The organism is Cystobacter fuscus, assembly GCF_044360685.1.
Taxonomy (GTDB): Bacteria; Myxococcota; Myxococcia; order Myxococcales; family Myxococcaceae; genus Cystobacter; species Cystobacter fuscus_C.
Genome location: NZ_CP043491.1, coordinates 9,014,402 through 9,036,678 on the forward strand (window position 1 = coordinate 9,014,402; position 22,277 = coordinate 9,036,678).

22 protein-coding genes are annotated in these 22,277 nt (G+C 70.6%); 9 read left to right on the forward strand and 13 right to left on the reverse strand.

The genetic code is table 11. The features are described 5' to 3' along the window. Positions 1 to 72 precede the first annotated feature (72 nt). On the forward strand, positions 73 to 978 hold the full coding sequence (locus tag F0U63_RS36955) for a hypothetical protein (protein WP_395837553.1): 906 nt from the start codon (positions 73 to 75) through the stop codon (positions 976 to 978). Here F0U63_RS36955 and F0U63_RS36960 read toward each other — a convergent pair. From F0U63_RS36960 to F0U63_RS36985, 6 genes are read right to left on the reverse strand one after another with little or no spacing between them, the layout of a single operon-like run. Continuing rightward, positions 975 to 2,240, reverse strand: coding sequence for a PleD family two-component system response regulator (locus F0U63_RS36960; protein WP_395837555.1), 1,266 nt, complete (start codon positions 2,238 to 2,240; stop codon positions 975 to 977). The two genes, F0U63_RS36955 and F0U63_RS36960, sit on opposite strands and share 4 nt — an antisense overlap. Continuing rightward, positions 2,237 to 3,307 carry a chemotaxis-specific protein-glutamate methyltransferase CheB gene (gene cheB / locus F0U63_RS36965; protein ID WP_395837557.1) on the reverse strand — a complete coding sequence of 357 codons (1,071 nt, stop codon included), beginning with the start codon at positions 3,305 to 3,307 and terminating at the stop codon, positions 2,237 to 2,239. The genes F0U63_RS36960 and cheB overlap by 4 nt, the downstream gene beginning before the upstream one ends. Then, positions 3,304 to 5,436 (reverse strand): response regulator, encoded by a 2,133-nt coding sequence (locus F0U63_RS36970; protein ID WP_395837559.1) that lies wholly within the window; start codon positions 5,434 to 5,436, stop codon positions 3,304 to 3,306. Before F0U63_RS36970 ends, cheB begins: the two co-directional genes overlap by 4 nt. Beyond that, entirely contained in the window at positions 5,433 to 5,960 is a 528-nt protein-coding gene (locus tag F0U63_RS36975; RefSeq protein ID WP_395837561.1) for a chemotaxis protein CheW, read from the reverse strand. The genes F0U63_RS36970 and F0U63_RS36975 overlap by 4 nt, the downstream gene beginning before the upstream one ends. Then, positions 5,957 to 7,351, reverse strand: coding sequence for a CheR family methyltransferase (locus tag F0U63_RS36980; protein WP_395837563.1), 1,395 nt, complete (start codon positions 7,349 to 7,351; stop codon positions 5,957 to 5,959). Before F0U63_RS36980 ends, F0U63_RS36975 begins: the two co-directional genes overlap by 4 nt. Continuing rightward, on the reverse strand, positions 7,348 to 7,824 hold the full coding sequence (locus tag F0U63_RS36985) for a chemotaxis protein CheW (RefSeq protein ID WP_395837565.1): 477 nt from the start codon (positions 7,822 to 7,824) through the stop codon (positions 7,348 to 7,350). Before F0U63_RS36985 ends, F0U63_RS36980 begins: the two co-directional genes overlap by 4 nt. Positions 7,825 to 7,997: 173 nt before the next feature. Between F0U63_RS36985 and F0U63_RS36990 the strand changes: the two genes are divergently transcribed. Beyond that, positions 7,998 to 9,893, forward strand: a complete 1,896-nt coding sequence (locus tag F0U63_RS36990) for a transglycosylase domain-containing protein (protein WP_395837567.1) — start codon at positions 7,998 to 8,000, stop codon at positions 9,891 to 9,893. 25 nt (positions 9,894 to 9,918) lie between these two features. Here F0U63_RS36990 and F0U63_RS36995 read toward each other — a convergent pair whose 3' ends face one another. The 3 genes from F0U63_RS36995 to F0U63_RS37005 form a co-directional block, all read right to left on the reverse strand. Further along, entirely contained in the window at positions 9,919 to 10,605 is a 687-nt protein-coding gene (locus tag F0U63_RS36995) for an imm11 family protein (protein WP_395837569.1), read from the reverse strand. Continuing rightward, positions 10,595 to 11,149, reverse strand: a complete 555-nt coding sequence (locus tag F0U63_RS37000) for a Wall-associated protein precursor (RefSeq protein ID WP_395837571.1) — start codon at positions 11,147 to 11,149, stop codon at positions 10,595 to 10,597. The genes F0U63_RS36995 and F0U63_RS37000 overlap by 11 nt, the downstream gene beginning before the upstream one ends. Positions 11,150 to 11,234: 85 nt before the next feature. Beyond that, positions 11,235 to 12,440 carry a metallophosphoesterase gene (locus F0U63_RS37005; RefSeq protein ID WP_395837573.1) on the reverse strand — a complete coding sequence of 402 codons (1,206 nt, stop codon included), beginning with the start codon at positions 12,438 to 12,440 and terminating at the stop codon, positions 11,235 to 11,237. Positions 12,441 to 12,522: 82 nt separating this feature from the next. Here F0U63_RS37005 and F0U63_RS37010 point away from each other — a divergent pair, with 82 nt between their 5' ends. The 3 genes from F0U63_RS37010 (at position 12,523) to F0U63_RS37020 (ending at position 14,976) form a co-directional block, all read left to right on the forward strand. Next, positions 12,523 to 12,840, forward strand: a complete 318-nt coding sequence (locus tag F0U63_RS37010; RefSeq protein WP_395837575.1) for a putative quinol monooxygenase — start codon at positions 12,523 to 12,525, stop codon at positions 12,838 to 12,840. A gap of 1 nt (position 12,841) precedes the next feature. Continuing rightward, the gene (locus F0U63_RS37015) at positions 12,842 to 14,008 is read left to right on the forward strand and encodes an iron-containing alcohol dehydrogenase (RefSeq protein ID WP_395837577.1); all 1,167 of its coding nucleotides are present in this window, start codon (positions 12,842 to 12,844) and stop codon (positions 14,006 to 14,008) included. A gap of 158 nt (positions 14,009 to 14,166) precedes the next feature. Beyond that, complete coding sequence (locus F0U63_RS37020) at positions 14,167 to 14,976, forward strand: polysaccharide deacetylase family protein (protein WP_395837579.1); 810 nt, start codon at positions 14,167 to 14,169, stop codon at positions 14,974 to 14,976. Here the strand turns inward: F0U63_RS37020 and F0U63_RS37025 are convergent. After that, on the reverse strand, positions 14,966 to 15,436 hold the full coding sequence (locus F0U63_RS37025) for a GNAT family N-acetyltransferase (protein WP_395837581.1): 471 nt from the start codon (positions 15,434 to 15,436) through the stop codon (positions 14,966 to 14,968). The two genes, F0U63_RS37020 and F0U63_RS37025, sit on opposite strands and share 11 nt — an antisense overlap. 31 nt (positions 15,437 to 15,467) lie before the next feature. Continuing rightward, entirely contained in the window at positions 15,468 to 16,331 is an 864-nt protein-coding gene (locus F0U63_RS37030) for an NAD-dependent protein deacetylase (RefSeq protein WP_395837583.1), read from the reverse strand. A 116-nt stretch (positions 16,332 to 16,447) separates the two neighbouring features. On the opposite strand from F0U63_RS37030, the gene F0U63_RS37035 reads away from it, so the two are divergent. From F0U63_RS37035 to F0U63_RS37045, 3 genes are all read left to right on the forward strand, one after another. Beyond that, the gene (locus tag F0U63_RS37035) at positions 16,448 to 17,038 is read left to right on the forward strand and encodes a hypothetical protein (RefSeq protein ID WP_395837585.1); all 591 of its coding nucleotides are present in this window, start codon (positions 16,448 to 16,450) and stop codon (positions 17,036 to 17,038) included. 178 nt (positions 17,039 to 17,216) lie between these two features. After that, positions 17,217 to 18,311, forward strand: a complete 1,095-nt coding sequence (locus tag F0U63_RS37040; protein ID WP_395837586.1) for an SGNH/GDSL hydrolase family protein — start codon at positions 17,217 to 17,219, stop codon at positions 18,309 to 18,311. 69 nt (positions 18,312 to 18,380) lie between these two features. Next, positions 18,381 to 19,211 carry an SDR family NAD(P)-dependent oxidoreductase gene (locus F0U63_RS37045; protein ID WP_395837588.1) on the forward strand — a complete coding sequence of 277 codons (831 nt, stop codon included), beginning with the start codon at positions 18,381 to 18,383 and terminating at the stop codon, positions 19,209 to 19,211. Positions 19,212 to 19,244: 33 nt separating this feature from the next. Here the strand turns inward: F0U63_RS37045 and F0U63_RS37050 are convergent, their stop codons facing one another. Together F0U63_RS37050 and F0U63_RS37055 are read right to left on the reverse strand one after the other, a co-directional pair. Next, positions 19,245 to 19,883, reverse strand: coding sequence for a type IV pilin protein (locus F0U63_RS37050; protein ID WP_395837590.1), 639 nt, complete (start codon positions 19,881 to 19,883; stop codon positions 19,245 to 19,247). 150 nt (positions 19,884 to 20,033) lie between these two features. After that, positions 20,034 to 21,095 carry a patatin-like phospholipase family protein gene (locus tag F0U63_RS37055; RefSeq protein ID WP_395837591.1) on the reverse strand — a complete coding sequence of 354 codons (1,062 nt, stop codon included), beginning with the start codon at positions 21,093 to 21,095 and terminating at the stop codon, positions 20,034 to 20,036. Between the two features lie 155 nt (positions 21,096 to 21,250). Between F0U63_RS37055 and F0U63_RS37060 the strand changes: the two genes are divergently transcribed. Further along, a complete protein-coding gene (locus tag F0U63_RS37060) occupies positions 21,251 to 22,249 on the forward strand; it encodes a fatty acid desaturase (protein WP_395837593.1) in 999 nt (332 codons plus the stop codon). Positions 22,250 to 22,277: the final 28 nt, after the last annotated feature.

Here is a 22,277-nt window from a genome sequence, read left to right on the forward strand (position 1 = left end):
CGCCCGCCCGTCCCAACCTGTCCCCGCTGTGGAGAGCCCCGAATCCTCGCGCCCGAGTGCCCGCGATGCGGTGTGCTCTATGCCAAGGCCCGGGCCCGGACCGCCCCCGCCGCGCTCCCCGACGCCTCCGCCCAGGCGTCCTCCGCCCTTCCCCTCCCGGTGGAGGGAGCCGGTGTCCCCGTGGACCGTCCGGAGGCGGCCTCCGTCTGGCGGGGCGACCTCGAGGACGCGCGGGACGAGCTGCGGCTGCGCCTGTTCGCCCTCCCCTGCGCGCTGCTCGGCATGTGGCTGCTCATGGGGAGCCAGACGAGTCACTTCCTGCTGCGCACCTTCCTCTCCATGTGGATCCACGAGCTGGGGCACGCCGTCACCGCCTGGCTCTGCGGCTTCCCGGCCTTCCCCGGACCGTGGGAGACCGCCGTCTGGGAGACGCGCGCCCCGCTCGTCTTCGCGGGGCTCACCTTCCTGCTCGTGGGGTCCGTCTTCCGGGGCATCCTCCTGCGCAGCCGCCCCTGGCTGCTCGCGGGGGCCGCGGGCCTGCTCCTGCAATTCTTGGGCACCGTGCTGCTGACGTCCCGGACGGCCCGGATGCTCATCACCTTCGGAGGCGACGGCGGCAACCTCGTGCTCGGCACGCTGCTGATGATGACGATCTACGCGTCCCGCGAGTCCGCGCTGCGCCGGGGCTGGCTGCACTGGGGCTACCTGATCATCGGCGCCGCGTCCTTCACGGACACCTTCCACCAGTGGTGGGGCGCCCGGACGGACTTCGCGATGATTCCCTTCGGCGTCCAGAACGGGGGCGCCACCGACCCGAGCAAGCTCGTGGACGAGCACGGCTGGGACGAGCTGGAGCTCATCCAGCGCTATACCGGGCTGGGGCTCGCCTGTCTGGCGGTGCTCGCCCTGCTCTACGTGGTGGGGCTGTGGCGAGCCCGCGCCGCGCTGCGGGCCCTGGAGCAACCGCCCGGAGCCTAGGGGCTCCGGGTCTTGCGCACGTCCACGGCGGCGGCGCCCGAGGGCCCGCCCTGCGTGAGCAGTTGGATGGAGTGGACGCGCCGCTCCACTTCCTGGGCATCGAGGAAGATGGACAGCATGTCGCGGATGGTGGGCAGCACCCGGGCGAGCGACACGGGGGTGAGCAGCTGAGGATCCACCCCGGCCTTGCGGCACGCGCGCGTCATCGTCGAGGGCGCGATGACGGGAGACAGGCCACAGCGCGCCACCACCGCGTCGAAGAGCGAGCCGGTATGCCCCGCGGGAGGGTGCGCGGCGGCGGCGGGTGCATGCGCCGCGGGCAGATGCGCGGGCGAGACCACGGCGGGCGTCACCGGATGGTGATGAGCGTGCGTGGGCGGGTGCGCGTGCACGGGAGCGTGCGCGTGCTGCGCGTGCGCGGGAGCGTGCGTGGCGGAGTGGACGGCGGGGAAGGAGCCGGAGGGCGTGGTGAGCCCCTCGGACTCCGCGCGGCGCCGCAGCTCGGTGCGCACCTGGGCGCGCAGCACCTCGATGTCCTCCGTCTTCGAGCAGAAGGCATCCACCTTCACCGCGAGCGCCTCGGAGATGAGCTTCGCGTCGAAGCCGGACGTCAGGCCCACCACGGCCACATGGGCCGTGCCATCCAGGCTGCGCACCGAGCGCACCCACTCCGGCCCATCCAGCCCCGGCATCTCCAGGTCCAACAGGATGCAGTCCACCGGCTGGGCTTCCAACAGCCGCATGGCGTCCATGCCGGTCTCGGCGATGATGACGTCATGGCCGTCCTTGCGCAGCGCGTCCGCGGCGCGATGGCGGAAGTCGATGCGGCCATCCACCACCATCACCCGGCGGCGCCGGCCCGCCGAGACCAGCCGGGGCGTACCGTCCGACTCGGGCACCTGCGTGAGCTCGTGCGCCTTGCGCACCACGTAGGCCGGATCGTAGGGCTTGCCCACGTAGTCATTGGCGCCATGGGACAGGCCCTTGAGCCGCTGCACCACCGCCGCCTCGGTGGACAGCATCAGCACCGGCAGGTTGGCGGTGCGCGCGTCGCGCCGCAGCTCCTCCAGCAGCTCCACGCCGTCCCCGTCCGGCAGCAACATGTCCAGGATGAGCAGCTCGAAGTCCTGCTCGCGCAGGGCCTTGCGCGCCGAGGTGAGGCTGTCGCACAGGGTGGTACCAAACCCCGCGGCGCTCAGCACCCCGCGCATGTCCGCGCGCACCGTCGCGCTGTCGTCCACGATGAGCACACGTGCCTTCATGCCGTTCCTTCCCTCGCGTCCGCACGCGCGAGCGCCGTCAGCAGGAGGGGAAGCGCCGTCAGCCCCACCACATGCTGTGCCGCGCCCAGCCGGATGGCCTCGCGGGGCATGCCGAATACCACGCACGTCGATTCATCCTCTACCACCGTGGTGGCTCCCGCGCGCCGCATCGCCCCCAGCCCTTCCGCTCCGTCTCGTCCCATGCCCGTCAGTAAACACCCGATGGCCGACGCGCCCAGTTCCCGCGCCACGGACTCGAATAACGTGTCCACCGAGGGCCGGCAGGAGTGGCGCTCGGGTCCGTCTTCGAGCCACAAACGCCCACTCCGGACCACCATGTGCCGATTTCCCGGTGCCATGCGCACGCACAGCCGGCCCGGCATTGGCAGGGCCTCTCCGTCCACGGCCTTGCGCACCTGCAGGCCGCTGCGCGCCTCCAGCCACTCCACCATGGCGGTGTCGAACTGCTCGGTGGTGTGAAGCACCAGCAGCATGGGCAGGGGGAAGCCCGGCGGCAGCGCGCCGAGCAGGAAGCTCACGGCGGCCGGCCCCCCGGTGGAGGCCCCCACGACGAGCAACCGGGGCGCCTGGGCGAGCGTGGGCACCGCCGGCACCACGGGCGGGGGGCGGACAGGCTCGCGCTGGAAGCGGGCCCTCACGTGGGTGATGACGCGCACGCGCGCCGCCATCCGCACCCGCTCCAGGAAGGTGCGCGACCACTTCGCGTCCGGCACGCCCGAGGGCTTGTCCACGGCGTCCACCGCCCCCGCGGCCAGCGCGTCCATCGTGCGCTGGCCCTCGGTGCGGCTCTCCGCCGCCGAGAGCACGACGATGGGGGTGGGGCAATGGGCCATGATGAGCTCGGTGGAGCGCAGCCCATCCAGCTTGGGCATCATCAGATCCATCGTCACCACGTCCGGCCGCAGCCGGTGGCAGTGCTCGAAGGCCTGCTGGCCATCGATCGCCTCGCCCACCACCTCGAACGAGCCATCCGCCGTGAAGAGCTCGGCGAGCCGGCGGCGAATCGTCAGCGAGTCGTCGACGATGAGGACGCGCAGGCGCTTCATGAGGCGGACCTCCGTCCCTGGGCGGCGCCTTGCGCCGCCAGCCGCGCCACCGTCTCCAGGAAGCGGTGCTGGTGGAACTCGCCCTTGACGATGTAGGCGGACACGCCCGCCTCCCGGCTGCGCCGCAAGTCCTCGTCCGTGGCGAGCGACGACACCATGAGGATGGGCAGGGACTGGAACTCGGGGGTGGCGCGAAGGTGGCGCGTGACGTCCAGGCCGGACATGCCCGGCATCTCCACGTCGACGATCAGCAGCGAGTGGCCACCGCGTTTGATCTTCTCCAGGCCCTCCTCACCGGAGGCGGCCAGTTCCACCTGGTAGCCTGCGGCCTCGAGGATGCTCTTCTCCAGCATGCGCGTGGTGACGGAGTCATCCACCACGAGGACGCGGTGGCGCGTGAGGGGACGCACCTGGGGCGCCCCCCCCGTGGTCCCGGACTGGATGCGGCGCACGAGTCCCGCGGCATCCAGGAGCAACAGGGGCATGCCCTGCTCATCGAAGCTGGCCCCGGCCACCAGCGGCAGCGAGGGCACGGTGGAGGGCAGGGGCCGGCTCACCCGACGGGAGATGCCGAGCAGCTTGTCCACGCCCACCGCGGCCCGGCCGCCGGTGCCCGCGTCGAGCACCAGCACGGACCAGGCCCGGGGCCGCTGCGCGCCCGCGCCCGCGCTGTCGAGCGCATCCACCAGGGGCAGGAAGGAGAGCACCTCGCCCTCGTGGGAGATGCTGCCCCGGCCCCCCGTCCAGGTCACGGCGTCCCCCGGCAGGTGGAGCGCGCCGCCGAGCGACTCCAGCGGAAGCAACAGGCGCTGGCCACCGGCCGCTACCCCCAGCACCTCCAGCGAGGCCAGGGTGAGGGGCACCTCCACTTGGATGCTCGTGCCCAGACCCGGCCGGGAGGAGATGGACACGTCGCCCTTGAGCCGGCGCACGGTGTCGCGCACCACGTCCAGGCCCACACCGCGGCCGGACACGTCGGTGACGGAGCGGGCCGTGCTGAAGCCCGGCCGGAAGAGCAGCTCCAGCAGCCTCGCGTCGTCCAGGGTCTCCACCTCCTCGAGCGTGGCCACGCCGCGCTCCAGCGCCACCTGCCGCACCCGCCCCAGGTCCACGCCCCGCCCATCGTCCTCACACAGGAAGGACACGCGCCCGCCCCGCCGCCGCACCTCGAGCTTGAAGGTGCCCGTGGGAGACTTGCCCAGGGCCCGGCGCTCGTCGGGGTTCTCCAACCCGTGGTCCACGGCGTTGCGCACCACGTGCAGCAGCGCCTGGCGCACCGCCGACAGCACGTGCCCGTCGATCTGGATGTCACCGCCCTCGGCGCGCACCTCCACCTGACGGCCGAGCGAGGAGGCCACGTCACGCGCGGCCAGCTCCAGGGGGCCGAAGAGCGTCTGCGCGGGGACGAGCCGCAGGGTGTGGGCCCCGTCGCGCAGGCGTCCCAGCTCCGACTCCACCTGCCCCAGCCCGCCGCCCAGTTGCCGTCCCGCCTTGCCCAGCGAGGAGCGGATGCCCTCGGCCACGGCCAGCACCCGCGACAGCCACCGGGCGCGCTCGGCGGCCGTGCCGCTGGAGGCCACCGGCGAGGTGAGCTGCTCGATGAGGCCGTTGGCCCCCTGCTGCGCCTGGGCGAGCGACTCCACCACGCCGCGCAGGCCCCCGAGCTGCACCACCGCCTCGCTCAAGCCCTCCAGGAGCGTGTCCAGCCGCTCCAGCTCCACGCGCACCACCTCGGACGAGGACGCGGGGGCCTCGGCGAGGCGGATGGCGGACTCTTCCTGGGTGGGTGCCTGCTCGGGCGCTGGCGGCGGCGCGTCCAGGGCATCCAGGGCGACGGCCATCTGGCCCACCAGCCGAAGGAACTCGTGCACGCTGTCGGCGGGCAGCAGGTTGCCGCTGTCGCGGTAGGGCGAGAGCGCATCCTCCACCGCGTGCGCCATCTCCGCCAGGCGCACCTGCCCCACCACGCGCGCCGCCCCCTTGAGGGTGTGCGCGTAGCGGAAGAGTTCGGGCACGGCCTCCGCACCGCCCTCGCCGTCGTCCAGCGCGAGCAGGCCCTGGGTGAGCTGCTCCAGCAGTTCCCGGGCCTCGATGCGGAAGTAGAGAAGGGGATCACTTTCCAGGCTCATGTGGAGCGCGAGGCCTCCTCCAACAGTTGGCGCACCAGGGCGTCCACGTCCAGCACGGGCAGCAGCGTACCGCCGGGCAGTGACACGCGGGTGGCGAGCAGGGGATGGGGCGAGGACGCGGCGTCGTGGTGACGCTGCTCGGCGGAAGCGCGCAGCTGGCCCTCGAAGCCCGTCGCCGCCAGGCCCACGCGGCGCGCGCCTCCGGCGATCAGCAGCCAGCCCGGGGCCTCCCCCGAGGCGAGGCCCAGCAACGCCGAGAGATCATGCACCGCGAGCAGTTGGCCCCGGAGGCCGACGAGCCCCAGCAACGAGGCCGGCGCCCCGGGCAGGCGCACCAGGCGGGGCAGCAGGTGCAGGCCCGAGAGATCCCCGAGCCGCACGGCCAGGGAGGTCTGGCCCACGCGCAGCCGCAAGAGGGCCTCGCCGGGCTCACGTTGGGCCGGAGGCGGCCGGGAGAAGGACGAATCGAAGCTGTCGCGCAGCTCCTCCAGCCGCAGGGTCCCCCGCTGGGATGACGTACTCATGGAACCTCCGTACACGCCTGCAGTTCACGCAAGCCCACCTGCATCAAGCCATGCCGGCCAAAGCCCCCGCCGAAGAGCGTCAGGCGCAAGGGCTTCTCCTGGGGAAGCAGCGAGAGCGCCATGCGCAACGCCACCCGGGCTTCCGCCACGTTGCCCGCCCGCCGCGCCAGGGTCCCCGCGCGCAGGTGGCTCAAGGCGAAGGTGGGATCCGCGCGCGCGGCCGCCGCGTAGCGGTTGCGCGCCCCGGCCTCGTCCCCGGAGTGCTCCAGGCACACGCCGAGCAGGAAGTGGGCCGAGGCCTCCGTATCCCTCACCGTCAGGAGCTGCTGCCCCGCGTGCTCGGCCTCGGCGAAGCGGCCCGCGTTCAGGTGCAGCACGGCACGCAACAACTGCCCCTGGGGCAGCGTCGCCTGGGGCAGCGCGTCCAGCCGGGCCCAGGCCTCCGTGTAGCGCTCCGCGTCGAGCAGCGGCAGCAGCGCGTCCAACCCCTCGTGCGCCGGCGGCGGCTCCCGGACGGGCGCCTTCACCGCCGCGGGCATGGGCGTGCGCACCGGCTCGGCGGCGGCGCCGGCGGGAGCGGGCGCCTTGCGGCGGTAATAGAAGGCATCCGCGCTGCGCAAGAGCTCGAAGTCCTCGGAGATCCCACGCAGCGTCTCGCTGGGACCCAGGAAGAGATAGCCGCCGGGGACGAGCGCCTGCGACATGCGGGCGATGATCTTCCGCGTCACCTCGGGGGGAAAGTAGAGCATGACGTTGCGGCAGAGGATGACGTGGAAGGAGGCCGGGGCCCAGAAGGCGGGGGCGTCCTCCAGCAGGTTGCGCTCCTCGAAGAGCACCTGATCCCTCAGCGCGGGCCGCAGGAAGAAGCCCTCGGAGGAGCGCTGGAACCAGCGCTCGCGCAGGGCCTGGGGCACGGAGCGCAGCGACCAGGGCGAGTAGCGCGCGTTGCGGGCATGGGCGATGGCGCGCGGGTTGACGTCGATGCCCAGCACGCGCAGCTGCGAGGGGTCCACCTTGCCCTGCTCGCGGCACAAGAGCGCGATGGAGTAGGGCTCTTCTCCCGTGGAGCACCCGGCGCACAGCACGCGGAGGGGCGCCCCCGGCTGCGCGAACGAGGGCAGCACCTTGGACACCAGCACCTCGAGCTGGGCGGGGTGGCGCAGGAAGTACGTCTCCCCCACCGTGAGCCGCTCCGCGAGCGCCCTCCACTCGGCCTCGGAGGCCGTGGAGTTCAACAGCGACAGGTACTCCTCCACCCCGCGGCTGGCCGAGCGCTCGAACAGCAGGGGCGCCAGCTCGCCCCACTGCTCCGGTTCGTAATGCAGGCCCAACCGCTGCTCGACCAGGGTGGTGAAACGGGCGAGGGGTGAGCGCGACAGGGCCTCGGTCAAGACAGTTCCTTCCCCTCGGGCCGCGTCAGGCGGTCCCACACTTCCCGGGGCAACAGGTGGGACGAGCCCAACACGGCCAGCAGGTGGCCGTCGAGCGACCCCAAGCGCTGCACATGGCCCTGGGCCGTCTCGCGCAGCAGGGAGGGCACGGCCTCCAGGGAGTCCGCCTCCAACGAGGACAGGCCCCGCACCTCGTCCACCTCGATCACCAGCCGGCCCTCGGGCACGCGCAGCGAGACGAAGCGCCCGCCCATGCAGGGCTCGGCGGCCCCACCACTGAGCAGCGCCCCCAGGCTCACCACCGGGGCCGACGTGCCGCGCACCAGACTGACTCCGCGCACGAAGGCGGGCGCCGACGCCACCGGAGTGACCGGCAGCGGCCTCATGGTCTCCTCGACCTCATCGAGAGACAGCGCGCACATCCACGACCGCGCCCTCACCAAGAGGAAGCGGCGTGACCCCGTCCCGGGCATGACTGGCTCCTTCGGGTTCTTCGTTCAGGCCACAGCATGCACCCTTCGAGGGTGTCAAGGCGAGAGCGAGCGGCGACCGCGCCCACCGCCTGCCTGGTGTGAAGGGCTGCGCGCCGGGAAGTGCACGGGGAGGGTTGAACCCCACACGCCCGGCGGATAGGGAAGCCGGACCCATGCCGCCCCCCCGCTCCCCCCTGTCCAAGAGGCTCCTCGTCGCGTGTCTTCTCCCCGTGCTGCTCGCCGGGGGGGCCGTGGCCGGGAAGGTCTGGCTCGAGGGGGACGAGGTTCGCGCCCGGGTGATGGCCCGGGCGAAGCCCGCCCTGGAGTCACGGCTGGGCCCGGTGCGCCTGGGCGAGGAGTTCCACGTGGGCTGGACGGGCACGGTGACACTGGGGCCGCTGGAGGTGCCGGGCACCCGTCCCGAGGGCCCTCCGGTGGTGCGCATCGAGCACATCACCGTGCGCCCCCGGTGGCGGGCGCTACTGGCGGGCCGGATCGAGGTGGGCCGGGTGGTGCTCTCGGAGGTGATGATCGAGGCGGGCCCGTCCGGGCGGGAGCTGCGGGAGCTGGTGCAGCGGATGCGCGCGCCACGTCCCGCCTCGGCCCCCGCCGCGTCCTCCTCGGGAAGCGGGGGCGCGTGGCCGGAGGTGAGGGTGGAGGACCTGCACCTGGCCTTCGAGCGGCACGGCCGGGTGGAATGGGGCCCGCTCTCCGCCCGGGTGCGGCGCGAGGACGTGGACGGCGTCCCCGGGCTGGAGGCGACGGCCGGACTGCCCGGCGGAGGGCATGCGGAGCTGTCCCTTCGCAAGACGGAGTCCGGCGTCACCGGGACGCTCCAGGTCCGCGAGGTTCCGGCGGGACCCGTGCTGTCGCTCGCGCAGCCGCCCTGGGCCATGGAAGGTGGAGTCCTGGAGGCGGAGGCGCGGGTGGACGGCGCGGAGGCCACGTTCTCGCTGGCGGTGAAGGGCCTCTCACTGAGCGATGACCGGCTCGCGCCCGAACCGGTGGGGCCGCTCGCCTTCTCGGCGGAGGGCCGTGCGCGCTGGGAGCTGGAGCGCCGGCACGCGAAGCTCGAGTCCCTCCGGGTGACGGTGGGCGAGCGCCGCGAGGCGGGCGTCGAGGCGACGGGCGAGGCGGACTGGAAGCAGGCTCCGCGCTTCTCGCTGCGCGCCGAGCTGCCGCCACTCACCTTCGAGCAGGCCCTGGCGGCGCTGCCTCCGTCCCTGGTGCCGGACCAGGAGCTGGCGAAGCTGGAGGGCAACTTCCAGGGGACGCTCACGGTGTCCGGCCTCGTGGAGCGCCGGGAGGACTGGGAGGTCAAGGCGAAGCTCGACGTGTCCAAGCGCAAGGCGTCGGATCCGCCAGGGCCGCTGGCGTGGTTGCGCGCGCCCTTCGACTACCGGCCACTGACGGCGGAAGGCCGCGGGCGGGAGCTGCACATCGGCCCGAGCAACCCGCGCTACGTGCCCTCCGCCGAGCTGCCCCGGGTGCTGGTGCGCGCGGTGCTGCGCAGCGAGGACGCGGCCTTCTGGGTGCACCGGGGCTTCGACTTCGACTCGTTGAGCACGCTGCTGCTCAAGCCACCGGACGACAAGGTGCGCGGGGGCTCCACCCTCACCCAGCAGCTCGCCAAGAACCTCTTCCTGTCGCGGGAGAAGACATACGCGCGCAAGGTGAAGGAGGCCTACCTCACGCTGGGACTGGAGAGCAGCCTCTCCAAGGAGCGGCTGCTGGAGGTGTACTTCAACATCATCGAATGGGGCCCCGGCATCTACGGCATCGGCGAGGCGGCGCGGCACTACTTCGGCAAGGACGCGCGCGAGCTGAGCATCCGCGAGTCCGCCTTCCTCGCCACCATCATCCCCAACCCGGTGCGCTACCACGTGTACTGCACCCGCGGAGAGCTGTCCGAGGTGTGGAAGAAGAACGTGGAGAAGCTCCTGGGGATTCTGCACGAGGGCGGAGACATCACCTTCACCGAATACCAGGATGCTATCGACGCGCCCCTCCCCTTCGCCTGCGGAAACAGCGAGGCCCAGGCGACGGAGGAACAGACGTCCGCGGATTGAGCCCAGGCCAGGGACTCGTCTGGGCTCACGTCGTGGGCAGGGGAGCGGGTCCGAGATTGGAAGGGTCCTGCACGAACTGCTCGGTGGGCGTGAGCCGCACGTTCGTCAGCCCATGCCGCTCGACGAAGTCCTTGAAGCGCTCGGAGACGACGAGGTGTCCCACGAGACCACGCGGACGGAAGATGTCCTCTCCCCGCCAGGTTCCCGGTTCCAGGGTGAAACCATGGATGGTGTCGATGCCCGACATGCGGCATTCCGGGCACGAGGGTGGCTCGGAGATGCGCATGCGACTGAACACCAGGTCCACCGCGGCTGGGCCGAAGCAGGTCGAGACCACGAAGTAGCGCGGCACTGTGACAGGCTTGCGCGGCCTCTTTCTCATGTAGCGAACCCGGAGCACCTCGACGGGGTGAAAGCCCTCCAGGCCAGTAAGTCCCTCGGTGCGAAAGGCCTCCGCGAATCGCTCGGAGATGAGGAGGTCATACGCTGAAGTCTCGATGAAATCTCCGAGCTCTTCCCCATGTAGCTCCAGATTGACCCGATACGGGGGGAGCCACTTCAACAAGCCGATGAAGCCACCGCACACTGGGCAACGAGGCGCATCCGCACGGTTGATGGGCTCGGCCTTGTCGACGTCGGCATCGTAACGAGACCCGAGAACGCCCTCTTCCAAGACGAAGAAGCGCGGGGAGGTGGGGAGATCAGAAGCCATTGGGGAATCTCGCTTTCATCTCCGGGCGGCTGTAGATGCCGCGCAATTTGTCCATGAACTCCTTGGGAGTTGCATTGGGTTTGCTCTTGAGCCATCGGACGACCTCCTCGTCCACTTTACGGTGCCACTCCTGGTAGCCGCAGTGTGACTGTTCATCCTTGGCCCGAGAGACGAAGCGCGAGTCCCGAGGTTTGTAGAGCCCCTTGAGCGAGGGGTGCTCCTCCAACGCCTTGGCAATGAGCCGGGAGATGAGATGGTGATTCTGCCCCTTGCATTGAGGCGGCTCGAAGGACCCCAGCGACTGGGACAAGGACTCCGCCGCCGTCTGGAGCTGCTGCTTCTTCTCCTCCTCACCCGCCTTCCAGGAGGCCTGCTCCAGAATCTCCTGCACCTCGTCCAGCACCTGCACGGCCCTGCGCGCATCGTTCCCCGCGAGGGACACGCAGGCACTCACCATGCCTTGCTTGCAGCTGCACACCACCGACATCTCGCCGGGTGAGCAGGCCACCTGTGTCAACACCACCAGCAACAAGCTCGAGAACATGGAGCTTGTTCTTAGCCGGTATCAGGCTCCTCCTGGCAGGTGCCTGTGCGCCTTCTCGATGGCGCACAGGCTCACACCGACCCTCTCAGCCCTCCGCGCGCAGCGTGAGGAGCGTCACCTCGGCGGGAACCCCGAGCCGGAAGGGCAGCCAGTGGCCCGTGCCGCCCGACACGTAGAGCTGGCCGTCCGCCTTGCGGTAGCGGCCGAGCATGTAGTCGAAGGCGAACCAGAACACCGGAACGCCCCAGAGGGCCACCTGGCCACCATGCGTGTGTCCCGCGAGCGTGAGCCGCGCCCCCTTCTCCAGCGCCAGGGGGAAGAAGGAGGGGTGGTGCGTGAGGCAGATGACCACCTCGTCCGCCGACGCCCCCACGAAGGCCACCTCCGCCGAGCGCCGCATGCGGTCCGCCTGCACCTGCATGCTGCGCCCGCGCATGGGGTAGTCCACGCCCACCACGCGCACCTTCTGCCCGGCATGCTCGATCACCTGGGCCTCGTCCACCAGCAGCCGCACCGGACCGCCCCGGCGCGCGCTGCGCGCATAGCCCTCGAGCACCTCCTCCAGCCCCCGCCAGTGCTCGTGATTGCCGAGAATGGCGAGCATCCCGTGTGGTGCCTCGCACGTCTCCAGCGCCGCCATCGTCTCGTCGAGCTGTGAGAGATCGTCGATCAAATCCCCCGTCATCACCTGGAGGTCCACGCGCGCCGCGTTCATCGCCGCCACCGCCGCGCGCACATAGGTGGTGTCGATGAACGTCCCCACGTGCACGTCGGTGATCTGCCCGATGCGAAAGCCATCGAGCGCCCGGGGCAGGCCGCGCAGCCGCACCTCCACCTCGCGGATCACGAAGCCCGAGGCGCCTTCCACGAGCCCCACCGTGCTCGTCCCCACCGCCACGAAGGGCAGCGCGCGCCCCACCCCCGAGAGCAGACCGCGCCGCTCCAGGTCGACTCCCGCCGGCGCGAGGGCCGCGGAGGGCTCGGCGGCGCGCTTCTCGCGGGCGAGTTCCCTCCGGGAGAGCACGATCGCCAGCGGCCAGCCCAGGAACAACACCATGAGCGCGGAGATGAGCCACGCCGAGCCGAAAAGCCTCAGCGGCGCATCCACCCACGGCACGCCGCCGTGTGCTCCGTGCCCGAGCAGCCACGGCAGCACGAGCGCCACCCCCGAAAACACGGCCAGGCCGAGCAGCACGCTCCGGCGCCACCCCGCGCGCACCTCGGGCCACAGCCGGCGCAGGACGAGCCAGGCCCCCAGATTGATGAGAACGAAGAAGATGAATCGGCTCATGTGCGCCCGTGCATAACAAAGCGGGCCCCCCATTGCTGTCCGAAGCTCCCTCCCCCGCCCCGCCCGGCGCTATGGTCGGCGCATGCCCCACAGCCTGCTCGTCGTCCACGTCCAGATCCGCGTCAAACCCGAATCCATCGACGCCTTCCGCGCGGCCACCCTGGCCAACGCGAGCCAGAGTGTGAAGGAGCCCGGCGTCGCCCGCTTCGACGTCATCCAGGACTCCGAGGATCCCACGCGCTTCGTGCTCGTCGAGGTGTACCGCACCCCCGAGGCCCCCGCCGCCCACAAGGAGACGGCGCACTACCTCACCTGGCGCGACACCGTGGCCTCCATGATGGCCGAGCCGCGCACCTCCCGGAAGTTCACCAACCTCTTCCCCTCGGACGAGGGCTGGTGACATGGCGGTGACGGGTTTCGAGTTCGCCACCGCCACCCGCATCCTCTATGGGGCGGGCCGTCTGGCCGACGCCCCCGAGGCGATCCGGGCCCTGGGCGGCCACCGGGTGCTGCTGGTCACCGGCCGCGACACCACGCGCGCCGCCCCCTTGCGCGAGGGCCTGGAGCGGCTCGGGCTGTCGTGCGTGCCCTTCACGGTGGAGGGTGAGCCCACGGTGGAGCGCGTCCGCGAAGGCACCGCCCTCGCCCTCCACGAGCGGTGTGACGCGGTGGCGGCCCTCGGCGGAGGCAGCGCCCTGGACGCGGGCAAGGCCATCGCCGCGCTGGCCACCCACGGGGGAGATCCGCTCGACTACCTGGAGGTGGTGGGCCGGGGACAGCCGCTGACGAAGCCCTCGCTGCCCCTCGTCGCCATTCCCACCACCGCCGGCACCGGCTCCGAGGTGACCCGCAACGCCGTGCTCGGCGTCAAGGATGCCCAGGTGAAGGCGAGCCTGCGCGGCCCCACCCTCCTGCCCCGCCTGGCCCTCGTGGACCCGGAGCTCTTGAAGGGCGCACCCCCGGGCGTGCTCTCCTCCAGCGGCCTGGACGCGCTCTCCCAGCTCATCGAACCCCTGGTGTCGGCTCGCGCCAACCCGCTCACCGACGCGCTCGCCCGCGAGGGCATCCGGCGCTCGGCGCGCTCGCTGCGGCGCGCGGTGCTCGAGACTCCGGACGCGTCCGCGCGCGAGGACCTGGCGCTCGCGAGCCTCCTGGGTGGCCTGTGTCTGGCCAACTCGGGGCTGGGCGCGGTGCACGGCTTCGCGGCCCCTGTGGGCGGCATGTATGACGCCCCCCATGGCGCCGTCTGCGCGGCGCTGCTGCCCGCCACGATGGAGGTGAACCTGCGCGCGCTGCGCGCCCGAGCGCCCGAGCACCCCTCGCTCGCGCGTTTCCAGGAGGTGGCGGCGTTGCTCACCGGACGCGCGGAGGCGCGGGCCGAGGAAGGCATCACCTGGGTGCGCGAGCTGTGTCAGGCGTTGCGCGTGCCAGGACTCGGGGCCTACGGCCTGACCGAAGCGGAGGTGCCCCGGCTGGTGGCACGGGCCCGCGCGGCCAGCAGCATGAAGGCCAATCCCCTGACCCTCACCGACGAGGAACTCACGGAGATCGCCCTCCGCTCGCGCTGACCTCGCGTCAAGTCCCCCTCCGGGGAGAATCTTCCGCCCATGGTGCGAGTCCCCTCGTCCCAAGGCCCTGGGACCACTTGTTGCATCGTCAACAGACGGAGGGGGTTCGCGCTATAACCAGCGGCCCTATGGCGCGTCGTTCCTCCGTGCGTTTCCCGATGGTGTTGGCCGTACTCGTCGCGAGTGCTTGCGCGTGGACGCCCTCCGAGGAACCCGAGGCCCCCGAGCCCCCTCCTGCCCCCGCGCCAGCCGCCGCCGCCGAGCCCACCGCGTGCGTGACGGCGCCCATCGTGACGAACGGCTCGCGCCTGCGAAAGCGCATCGCCCTCACGTTCGACGCCTGCACCACGCGCAAGAACGAGTACGACGAGCGCGTCATCCACACCCTGCTGGAGACCAACACGCCCGCCACGCTCTTCATCGGAGGCGGCTGGGCGCTGGCCAATCCGCGGCGTCTCCAGGAGCTCGCGCAGTACCCGGGCTTCGAGCTGGGCAACCACACCTTCTCCCACGCGAACATGCCCAAGGTGAGGGATGACCGGCAGGTGATCGAGGAGCTGCAGCGCGCCCAGCGCGTGGTGTACGACCTGACGGGCCAGATTCCCCGCTACTTCCGTCCGCCCTTCGGCGAGGTGGACGGGCGCGTGGCGTGGCTCGCCTCCCAGGCGGCGCTCACCACCATCAACTTCGATCTCCCCTCGGGTGATCCGGACGGGAGCGTCACGCCCAAGCGCATGGTGGACTGGGTGCTCAAGCAGGCGAGCCCCGGAGGCATCGTGGTGATGCACATGAACCACAAGCGCTTTCCCACCGCCGAGGCGCTCCCGGCCATCATCAAGGGGCTGCGCAAGCGCGGCTTCGAGCTCGTCACCGTGGGCACCCTGCTGGATGACAACACCTGGCCCGCGTGCCAGCCCGCCGCCGCCCCCGCCCTCGAGCCCGCCCTGGTGGCCGGCGTCATCCCCTGACGCGCGGCTTCCAGAAGATGAGCTCGGAGACTCCCGGCACGGCGAAGTCCGGCAGCTGGCCCACCTGACGATAGCCATGCCGCAGGTAGAAGCGCTGGGCCCCGGTGTTGAAGTCCGAGGTGAGCAGGAAGTAGCCCCCCGGGGGCGAGCCGCACCCGGCCTCGTAGGCATTGAGCAGCCGCGCGCCCAGTCCCGAGCCCTGCTGGGCCTCGCTCACCGCGAGCGTGCGCAGATAGGCACCCGTGCCGAAGGTGCCCCGGGTGAGAAACCAGCAGACCCCCACGGGACCGCTGTCCCCGGTGGCCAGCAGCAGCCCCTCGCCGCGCTCGAGCGCGCCGTGGAAGCGCTCCGTCAGGGCACTCGCGTCCAGCTTGTACGCCTGGAAGAGCGGCAGCGGCGCCAGGGCGGTGGCCAGCGCGGAAAGGTCCTCCCGCGTCGCGGGGCGGATGACGGTGGACATCGAAGGACTCCTCTGGGGTGAGCCCGGCAGCCTATCCGGCGCCGAGCGCGCTCGCGAGCCGCGGCAGCACCTCGCCGGCGCGCGCCTCCACGCGCACCTCCATCCATTCATGTCCCCGGCACTCGCCGATGTTGATGAGCCCCACGGGCATGCGGCGATCCACGGCGCGCTGCAGGAAGCGGTAGCCCGAGTAGATGGCCAGCGACGAGCCCACCACCAGGAACGCATCCCCCTGCTCGAGCAGCGCGAACGCCTCCTGCACGGTGGGCGCGGGCACGTTGTCGCCGAAGAACACCACGTCCGGCTTGAGCGTCCCCTCGCACTCGAGACACGCGGCGACCTGGAAGGCGCGCACCGCGTCGTCGTGCAGCTCGGCGTCGCCATCGGGCCGCGACTCGGCGCTCGCGGCGGTGAAGCCGGGGTTGAGTTCCAAGAGCCGCCGCTGCAACTGCTCGCGCGGCTCGAGGGCGCCACACGCGAGGCAGCGCACCCGGGCGAGCGCACCGTGCAGCTCGATGACGCGCCGGCTGCCCGCGGCGTGGTGCAGCCGGTCCACGTTCTGGGTGATGAGCCCGAGCACATGGCCCGCCTCCTCCAGGGCGGCGAGCGCCTGGTGCGCCGCGTTGGGCCGGGCGGAGGAGAAGCGGGGCCAGCCGATGAGGCTGCGCGCCCAGTAGCGCGCGCGCACCTCGGGCCGGGCGAGGAACTCGCGGTGCTGGATGGGGTTGCGGGCGCGCGCGCGCGTGCCGGGGCCGCGGTAGTCGGGGATGCCCGACTCGGTGCTGCACCCGGCGCCCGTGAGCACCACGACACGGCGGCCGCGCAGCAGCGCCGTCAGGGCGTCCACGTCCCCGGGCCCGGTGGCCACGGACGGTGTTTCCAGGGAGGTCGTCATGCGGCACTCCTCATAACCGCCCCGTGCCCCGGGCGCCCGGCTCCCCCGGGGAAAGGCCCGCCCCGAGGAAGCCCTCGGGCGCCCGGCCGCTCCAGGTGTGGCATAGTCGACGACCCATGCCCGGCCTACCCGCCATCCGCGGCTTTGTCTGCAAAACCATCCTGGACGCGGCCCGGAGTCTGCCCGAGGACCAACAGCGCCGGATCTTCATGGACATTCCCCCCGCGACGCTCGCCCTGCTCGAGTCCACGCCGCGGTTGGGCTGGGTCCCCATGCCCGAGAGCATGTGGCTGACGGATGCCCTCCACCGCACCCTGGGCAATCCCGGCTTCCGCCATTTCTTCTCCCTGCTGGCCGAGCACCTGGTGTCGGCCCCCCTGCTCCAGTCGCTCTTCGATGGCGCGGTGCGTCTGCTCGGCCTGACGCCCCAGGCGATGCTCAAGTGGTCCACCTACGCCTGGGAGCAGGCGTTCCGCGACTGCGGACGGCTCATCTACCGCCCCATCCGTGACACGCCCAGCCAAGGCCGGGTGGAAATGATTCTCGAGGACTTCCCTCCCCTGCTGCACCGCGGCGGCACCTTCGCCGAGGCGCTCGCGGCCACCTTCGAGATGTTCCTGCGCCGGGTCTCCAAGAAGGGCCGCGTCGAGCTGCGCCCGATGCAACCCCACACGAACCGCCTCGTGTGTGACGTGTCCTGGGAGTGACACTCCTCCAATTCCTGGCGCACGGCGTCACGCGCCTCCCGCGTCTGCACGCAATGCGTTACATCCGCGTTGCCTCATCAAAGTTATTAGAACCTGGGATTTTGTGTTATGCGGGCACAATCGACGAGACCGTCGATCCCCGCCTTACCCCCAAACCCAGTTACAGCAGGAGCCTCTCATGTTTTCTCGTTTCGACGGGCAGAGGGTTTCCCTTGCCTGCGCGCTCACCGCTTCCCTCGTGGTGGGTGGCGACGCGCTCGCGAGCACCATCAACCAGAACACCTCGTGGACCATCAACCGCGGAGCCTCCACGACGTATCGCGTCGTGGCCTATGGTGACTCCATCTTCGCGGGCTACAAGGGCTCGCTCAGCAGCGTGGCCAAGCGCTCCGGTCCCCAGGTGCAGGGGGAGTATCTGGCGCGCGAGTTCAACTCCAACATGGAAGTCATCCGCCGCACCAAGTCGGGCGCCAAGGCCGACGACATCTACAACAACAAGATCGTCGCCGAGCGCTCGTACATGCAGACGAGCAACACCCGCGTGGTGATGTTCGAGATGTGCGGGAACGACTATCTCCAGGCGCGCTCGGCCTTCGAGGATCAGACCGGCACGTGCAGCTACAGCGGCCTGGACACGGCCCTGGCCAACTGCACCACGTACACGGAGAAGGCCATGCAGGCCATCAACCAGTACGCCACCACGGCCAAGGCGAAGATCGTGATGAACATCTACTACCCGGGGTTCAACACGGACAACAAGCTCACCAGCTGCACGGACCCGTCCACGGGCAAGGCCATCAACCAGCGGCAGAAGTTCCTGCCCTACCTGGCCAAGAGCAACTGGCGCACGTGCAGCCTGGCGGAGAAGTATGGCTTCAAGTGCGCGGACGCCTTCGCCGAGTACATGGGCGCCGACTACGACTCCAACGGCGACGGGCAGATCGACCGCGAGGCGCTGCGCTACAAGTCGGGCGAGACCGAGGCGGCCTACGTCACCCGCGTCACCAGCACGCTCGTGGCCACCCTGCGTGACTCCAACACGCACTTCGTCAACGCGAGCACCAGCTACGACTACCTGCAGTCGGACGACACGCACCCCACGTTCTACGGCACCTCGCTCTCCGTGGGCACCTTCGGCGGCACGGCCACGGGCTCGGGCGCCCCGGACTTCGCCGACTCGGCGGTGATCGACGGCCAGAACACCCAGTGGAACAAGTCCGGCCACGAGCGCATGGGCTGGATCTTCTCCACCCTGGATCCCGCCACGCCGTAAGCCCCCGTCCGGAGCGCCACGCACAGTCCGCCCAACATCCCGGAGGGGAAGGCGGCTAGGGTGCGGCGCATGAATCGGACGATCGAGCTGCGGTCCCGGTGGACACTCGTCACCGGGGCCTCTTCGGGGCTGGGATTGGAAATGGCCCGCGCCATCGCCAGGGACCACGGGGGCAACGTGGTCCTGGTGGCGCGGCGCAAGGATCGGCTGGAAACCCTGTGCGAGGAGTTGCGCACGCGTCACGGCGTCCAGGCCGCCTTCATCGTGGCGGACCTGTCGCGCCCCGAGGACGTGGAGCGCGTCTTCGCCGAGGCCACCCGGGAGCGCGTGCTCCACGGCGCCATCCTCAACGCGGGCGTCACCTACTGGGGCGAGGCCATGAAGCTGGACTGGGACGCGTTCCAGGCCCTGCTCAACACCAACGTCACCAGCATGGTGCGCCTGTCGAGCCTGCTGCTGCCCCATCTGGTTGAACAAGCCGGAGCGCAGGGGGGAGCGCGCGGCGGCGCGGCCGGGCTGATGCTCATCTCCAGCGTGGCGGCGTTCATCCCCGTGCCGTACCAGGCGGCCTACAGCGGCACCAAGGCCTTCATCCTGAGCTATGGCCAGGCGCTGGCGCAGGAGCTGCGCCACACGGGCGTGTCCGTCACCGTCTTCGCCCCGGGTGGCATCTCCACCGAGCTGCTGGAGAACTCCGGGCTGTCGCGGCGCTTCAAGGCGGGAGACCTGGGGGTGATGACGGCCGCGCAGTGCGCCACGCACGCCGTGCGCGCCTTCGTGCAGCGCAAGGAGCTGTCCGTCCCCGGACTGCTCAACCAGACGCTGGCGCTGGCCTCGAGGCTCCTGCCGCGCGGCCTGCTCGCCCAACGCACCGCCGCCATGTACCGGCCCGAGCGCTGAGCTGCCCGGGGCCAGGCACGCGGCGCGGCCGGGCTACTTGTCGCACTCCACGTCGCTGAAGGTGTTGAGCGGCACGCCCGCGATGACGACCAGCTCATCGTTGCCACACGGGGCCGTGCTCAGCTTCGCGTCCTTGGTGGAAATGTGCCAGGTGTCCACGCTCCCGCTATCACTGTCGATGTCACCCGCCGCGAACGCGTCGATGTTGCAGCCCGGGCAGCTTCCCGAGATGCCCGGCGACTTGGGATCGTCCCCGTTTCCCTCGTTCCAGGAGAAGGAGATGGGCATGGCGGCGGGCTGGGCGCTCGCCACATTGAACTTCGCCTCGTCCACGGTGATGCAGTTGGCGTCCTTGGGAAGGGTGACTCCCGAGGCACTGCGCTGCTCACACGTCTGCGTCTGCGCGAAGTAGTAGGCGTAGCGGTTGCCGCGCTCCGGCGAGAAGCCGATCGTCGTCAAGAACTCCGAGTAGGCGCCCTTCTCCTGCTGGTAGGCGCGCTGGCCGACGAACCAGGTCCTCAGATTGGACTTGGCTTCCGCCTGCTTGGAGCGGGCCTGGAACTTGATGAAGTTCGGAATGGCGACCGCGGCGAGGATTCCGATGATGGCCACGACGATCATCAACTCGATGAGCGTGAAGCCACGATTCGAAGGGGAAGCGGACTGGCGCATGAATGAATCTCGAGGACGGTGGGAACGACGCGCCCAGGCGACGTGGAGGCGCGTGTACCTGTAAAGCTATCACCAGGATGTGGCTTCCTGGAAAAGGGGCCCCAGGACACACACCTCGTTGGAGGTCCTACCACTCCGCCAGTGACACGGTCAGCGCAGGGGTTGGAGGCGCTCGGCGAGCCTGCCGGTGGCCATCAACTCGCGCAGCTCGTCGCCCATGCGTTCGCCTTCGCTCAGCACCTGCCGCCAGGCGCGCATCCGCTCCGCGTCGGACAGGCGGTAGAAGTCATCCAGGTCGGGAATCTTGCCGAAGGGCAGGCGAGCGACGAACTCCGGAGACGGGGAGAGCAGCAGCGCCCGGCGGAAGTTGGCGGGCCCGGCGCGGCGCCACAGGAGCGCGCTGTCGAAGTAGCCAGGCACGAGGTAGGGATAGAAATGGGGGTAGAGCACCAGCCCCTCGCCCACACCGAAGTCCAGGTCCGGGTGGTAGTCGAGAATCCCACCGTCCCGATGGACCCCGGGCCCGGAGCCGTCGATGCGCACCCCGCTCATGGCCAGGGGAATGGAGCCCGAGGCCAGCAGGGCGGAGCGCAGGTTCTCGCGCGTCAGCGGCAGGTGCACGGAGGGCAGATCCTTGAGGCCCCGGAAGGGGCTGGTGTCGCCGGCGCTGTGGAAGATGACCCGATCGATCTGAAGTCCCAGGGTGCGGCGGCTCACCAGATTGCCCAGGGCACTCAGGGTGAGCCCCAGCGTCTGCAGGTGACGCTGCTCGCTGGCGGACAGGCCCCGGCACCGGTTGGTCAACACGTGCAGCCGCGCCCATGGGTGGCCGAGGATCTGCGCCTCGCCGTCGGGGCCCACGATGGCGTCCACGACGCCCCGGCTGGTGGTGCTCACCAGCGCGGCGGAGGGATTGGGCGGATAGCGCTGGGAGATGTACGCCTCGGCGAAGCGCCCCAGGGCCGCGACGGGCTCGTTCTGGGCGAGGCAGCTCAGGCGCCAGCTGCCGATGGACGAGCCGATGAGGTGGAGCGGACGGGTGCGCGCGCGGAAGAAGTCGCCGAAGAGCATGCGATCCAAGCCGGCCAGCACCAACCAGCGCGGTCCGCCCGAGGCCCCCGCCACCACGTCGATGTCCTCCACGCGCAGGCCCCGTTCACGAATCAGCCGCACGGCATCCGGACCAGCACGAAGGGTGAGGCTCGAACTCATGGACCCACCAAGAAAAACTGGAGAGGGGTTGGAGGTTGGAACATGGCCGTCAGAGGAGCAAGGAGGCGAGGCATCCCATGAATTGCCGCATGGCGTCGAGCGGGAGCGGTATGCGAAGCTGCGCGCCCGTTTTCGCCCGAGCGAAAGGAACCCCTTTGAGTCAGCCGCGCCCCCTGGAGTTTTTCCGTAGCACGGAGAAGGAGCCCCACCTGGAGCGGGCTCGCACCATCCTTCGTGCCCACCCCGAGCTCAAGGACCTGTGCGGCCCGACCCCCATCACCGCCGCCTTCGTGCTGCTGCTGGTGGCGAGCCAGGTGGGCCTCGCCTGGGCCCTGCGCGACTCGCCCTGGTGGGCGCTGCTCGCCGCCGCGTGGTTCGTCGGTGCCTTCCTGGACCATGGCCTGTGGGTGCTCATCCACGAGTGCACCCACAACCTCGTCTTCAAGGCCCCCCGCGCCAACGCCCTCCTGCAGATCTTCGCCAACCTGCCCATCCTCTTCCCGGCGGCCATCTCCTTCCGCAAGTACCACCTCATCCACCACCGCTTCCAAGGGGACCTGGAGCTGGACGCGGACCTGGCCTCGCCCTTCGAGGCGAAGGTCATCGGCAACACGTTCTTCGGCAAGGCGTTCTGGATGCTCAACTTCTGGGCCTTCCAGGCGCTGCGCGTGCAGCGGCTCAAGCGCGTGCCGTTCTTCGACGGGTGGTACATCGCCAACCTCGCCGTGCAGCTGGCCTTCATCGGCGGCAGCTACGCGCTCCTGGGGCCGCGCTCGCTCGTCTTCATGTTCCTCTCCTCCATCTTCGCCATCGGCCTGCACCCGCTGGGCGCGCGGTGGATCCAGGAGCACTACCTCGTCAAGCCGCCGCAGGAGACGTACTCGTACTACGGCCCGCTCAACTGGGTGGCGTTCAACGTGGGCTACCACAACGAGCACCACGACGTGATGCGCGTGCCCTGGACGCGCCTGCCCCAGGTGAAGAAGATCGCCCCCGAGTACTACGACACGCTGCACTCCCACCGCTCGTGGACGGCACTGTGGCTCAAGTTCCTCTTCGATCCGTCCCTGTCGCTCTACAGCCGCATGACGCGCTCGGGAGACTCGGGCAAGGGCTCGCTGAAGCTGCCCGACGAGCCCGCCAAGGCCGCGTGAGCCGTCCCCCGGCCGCCCCCACCCGGAG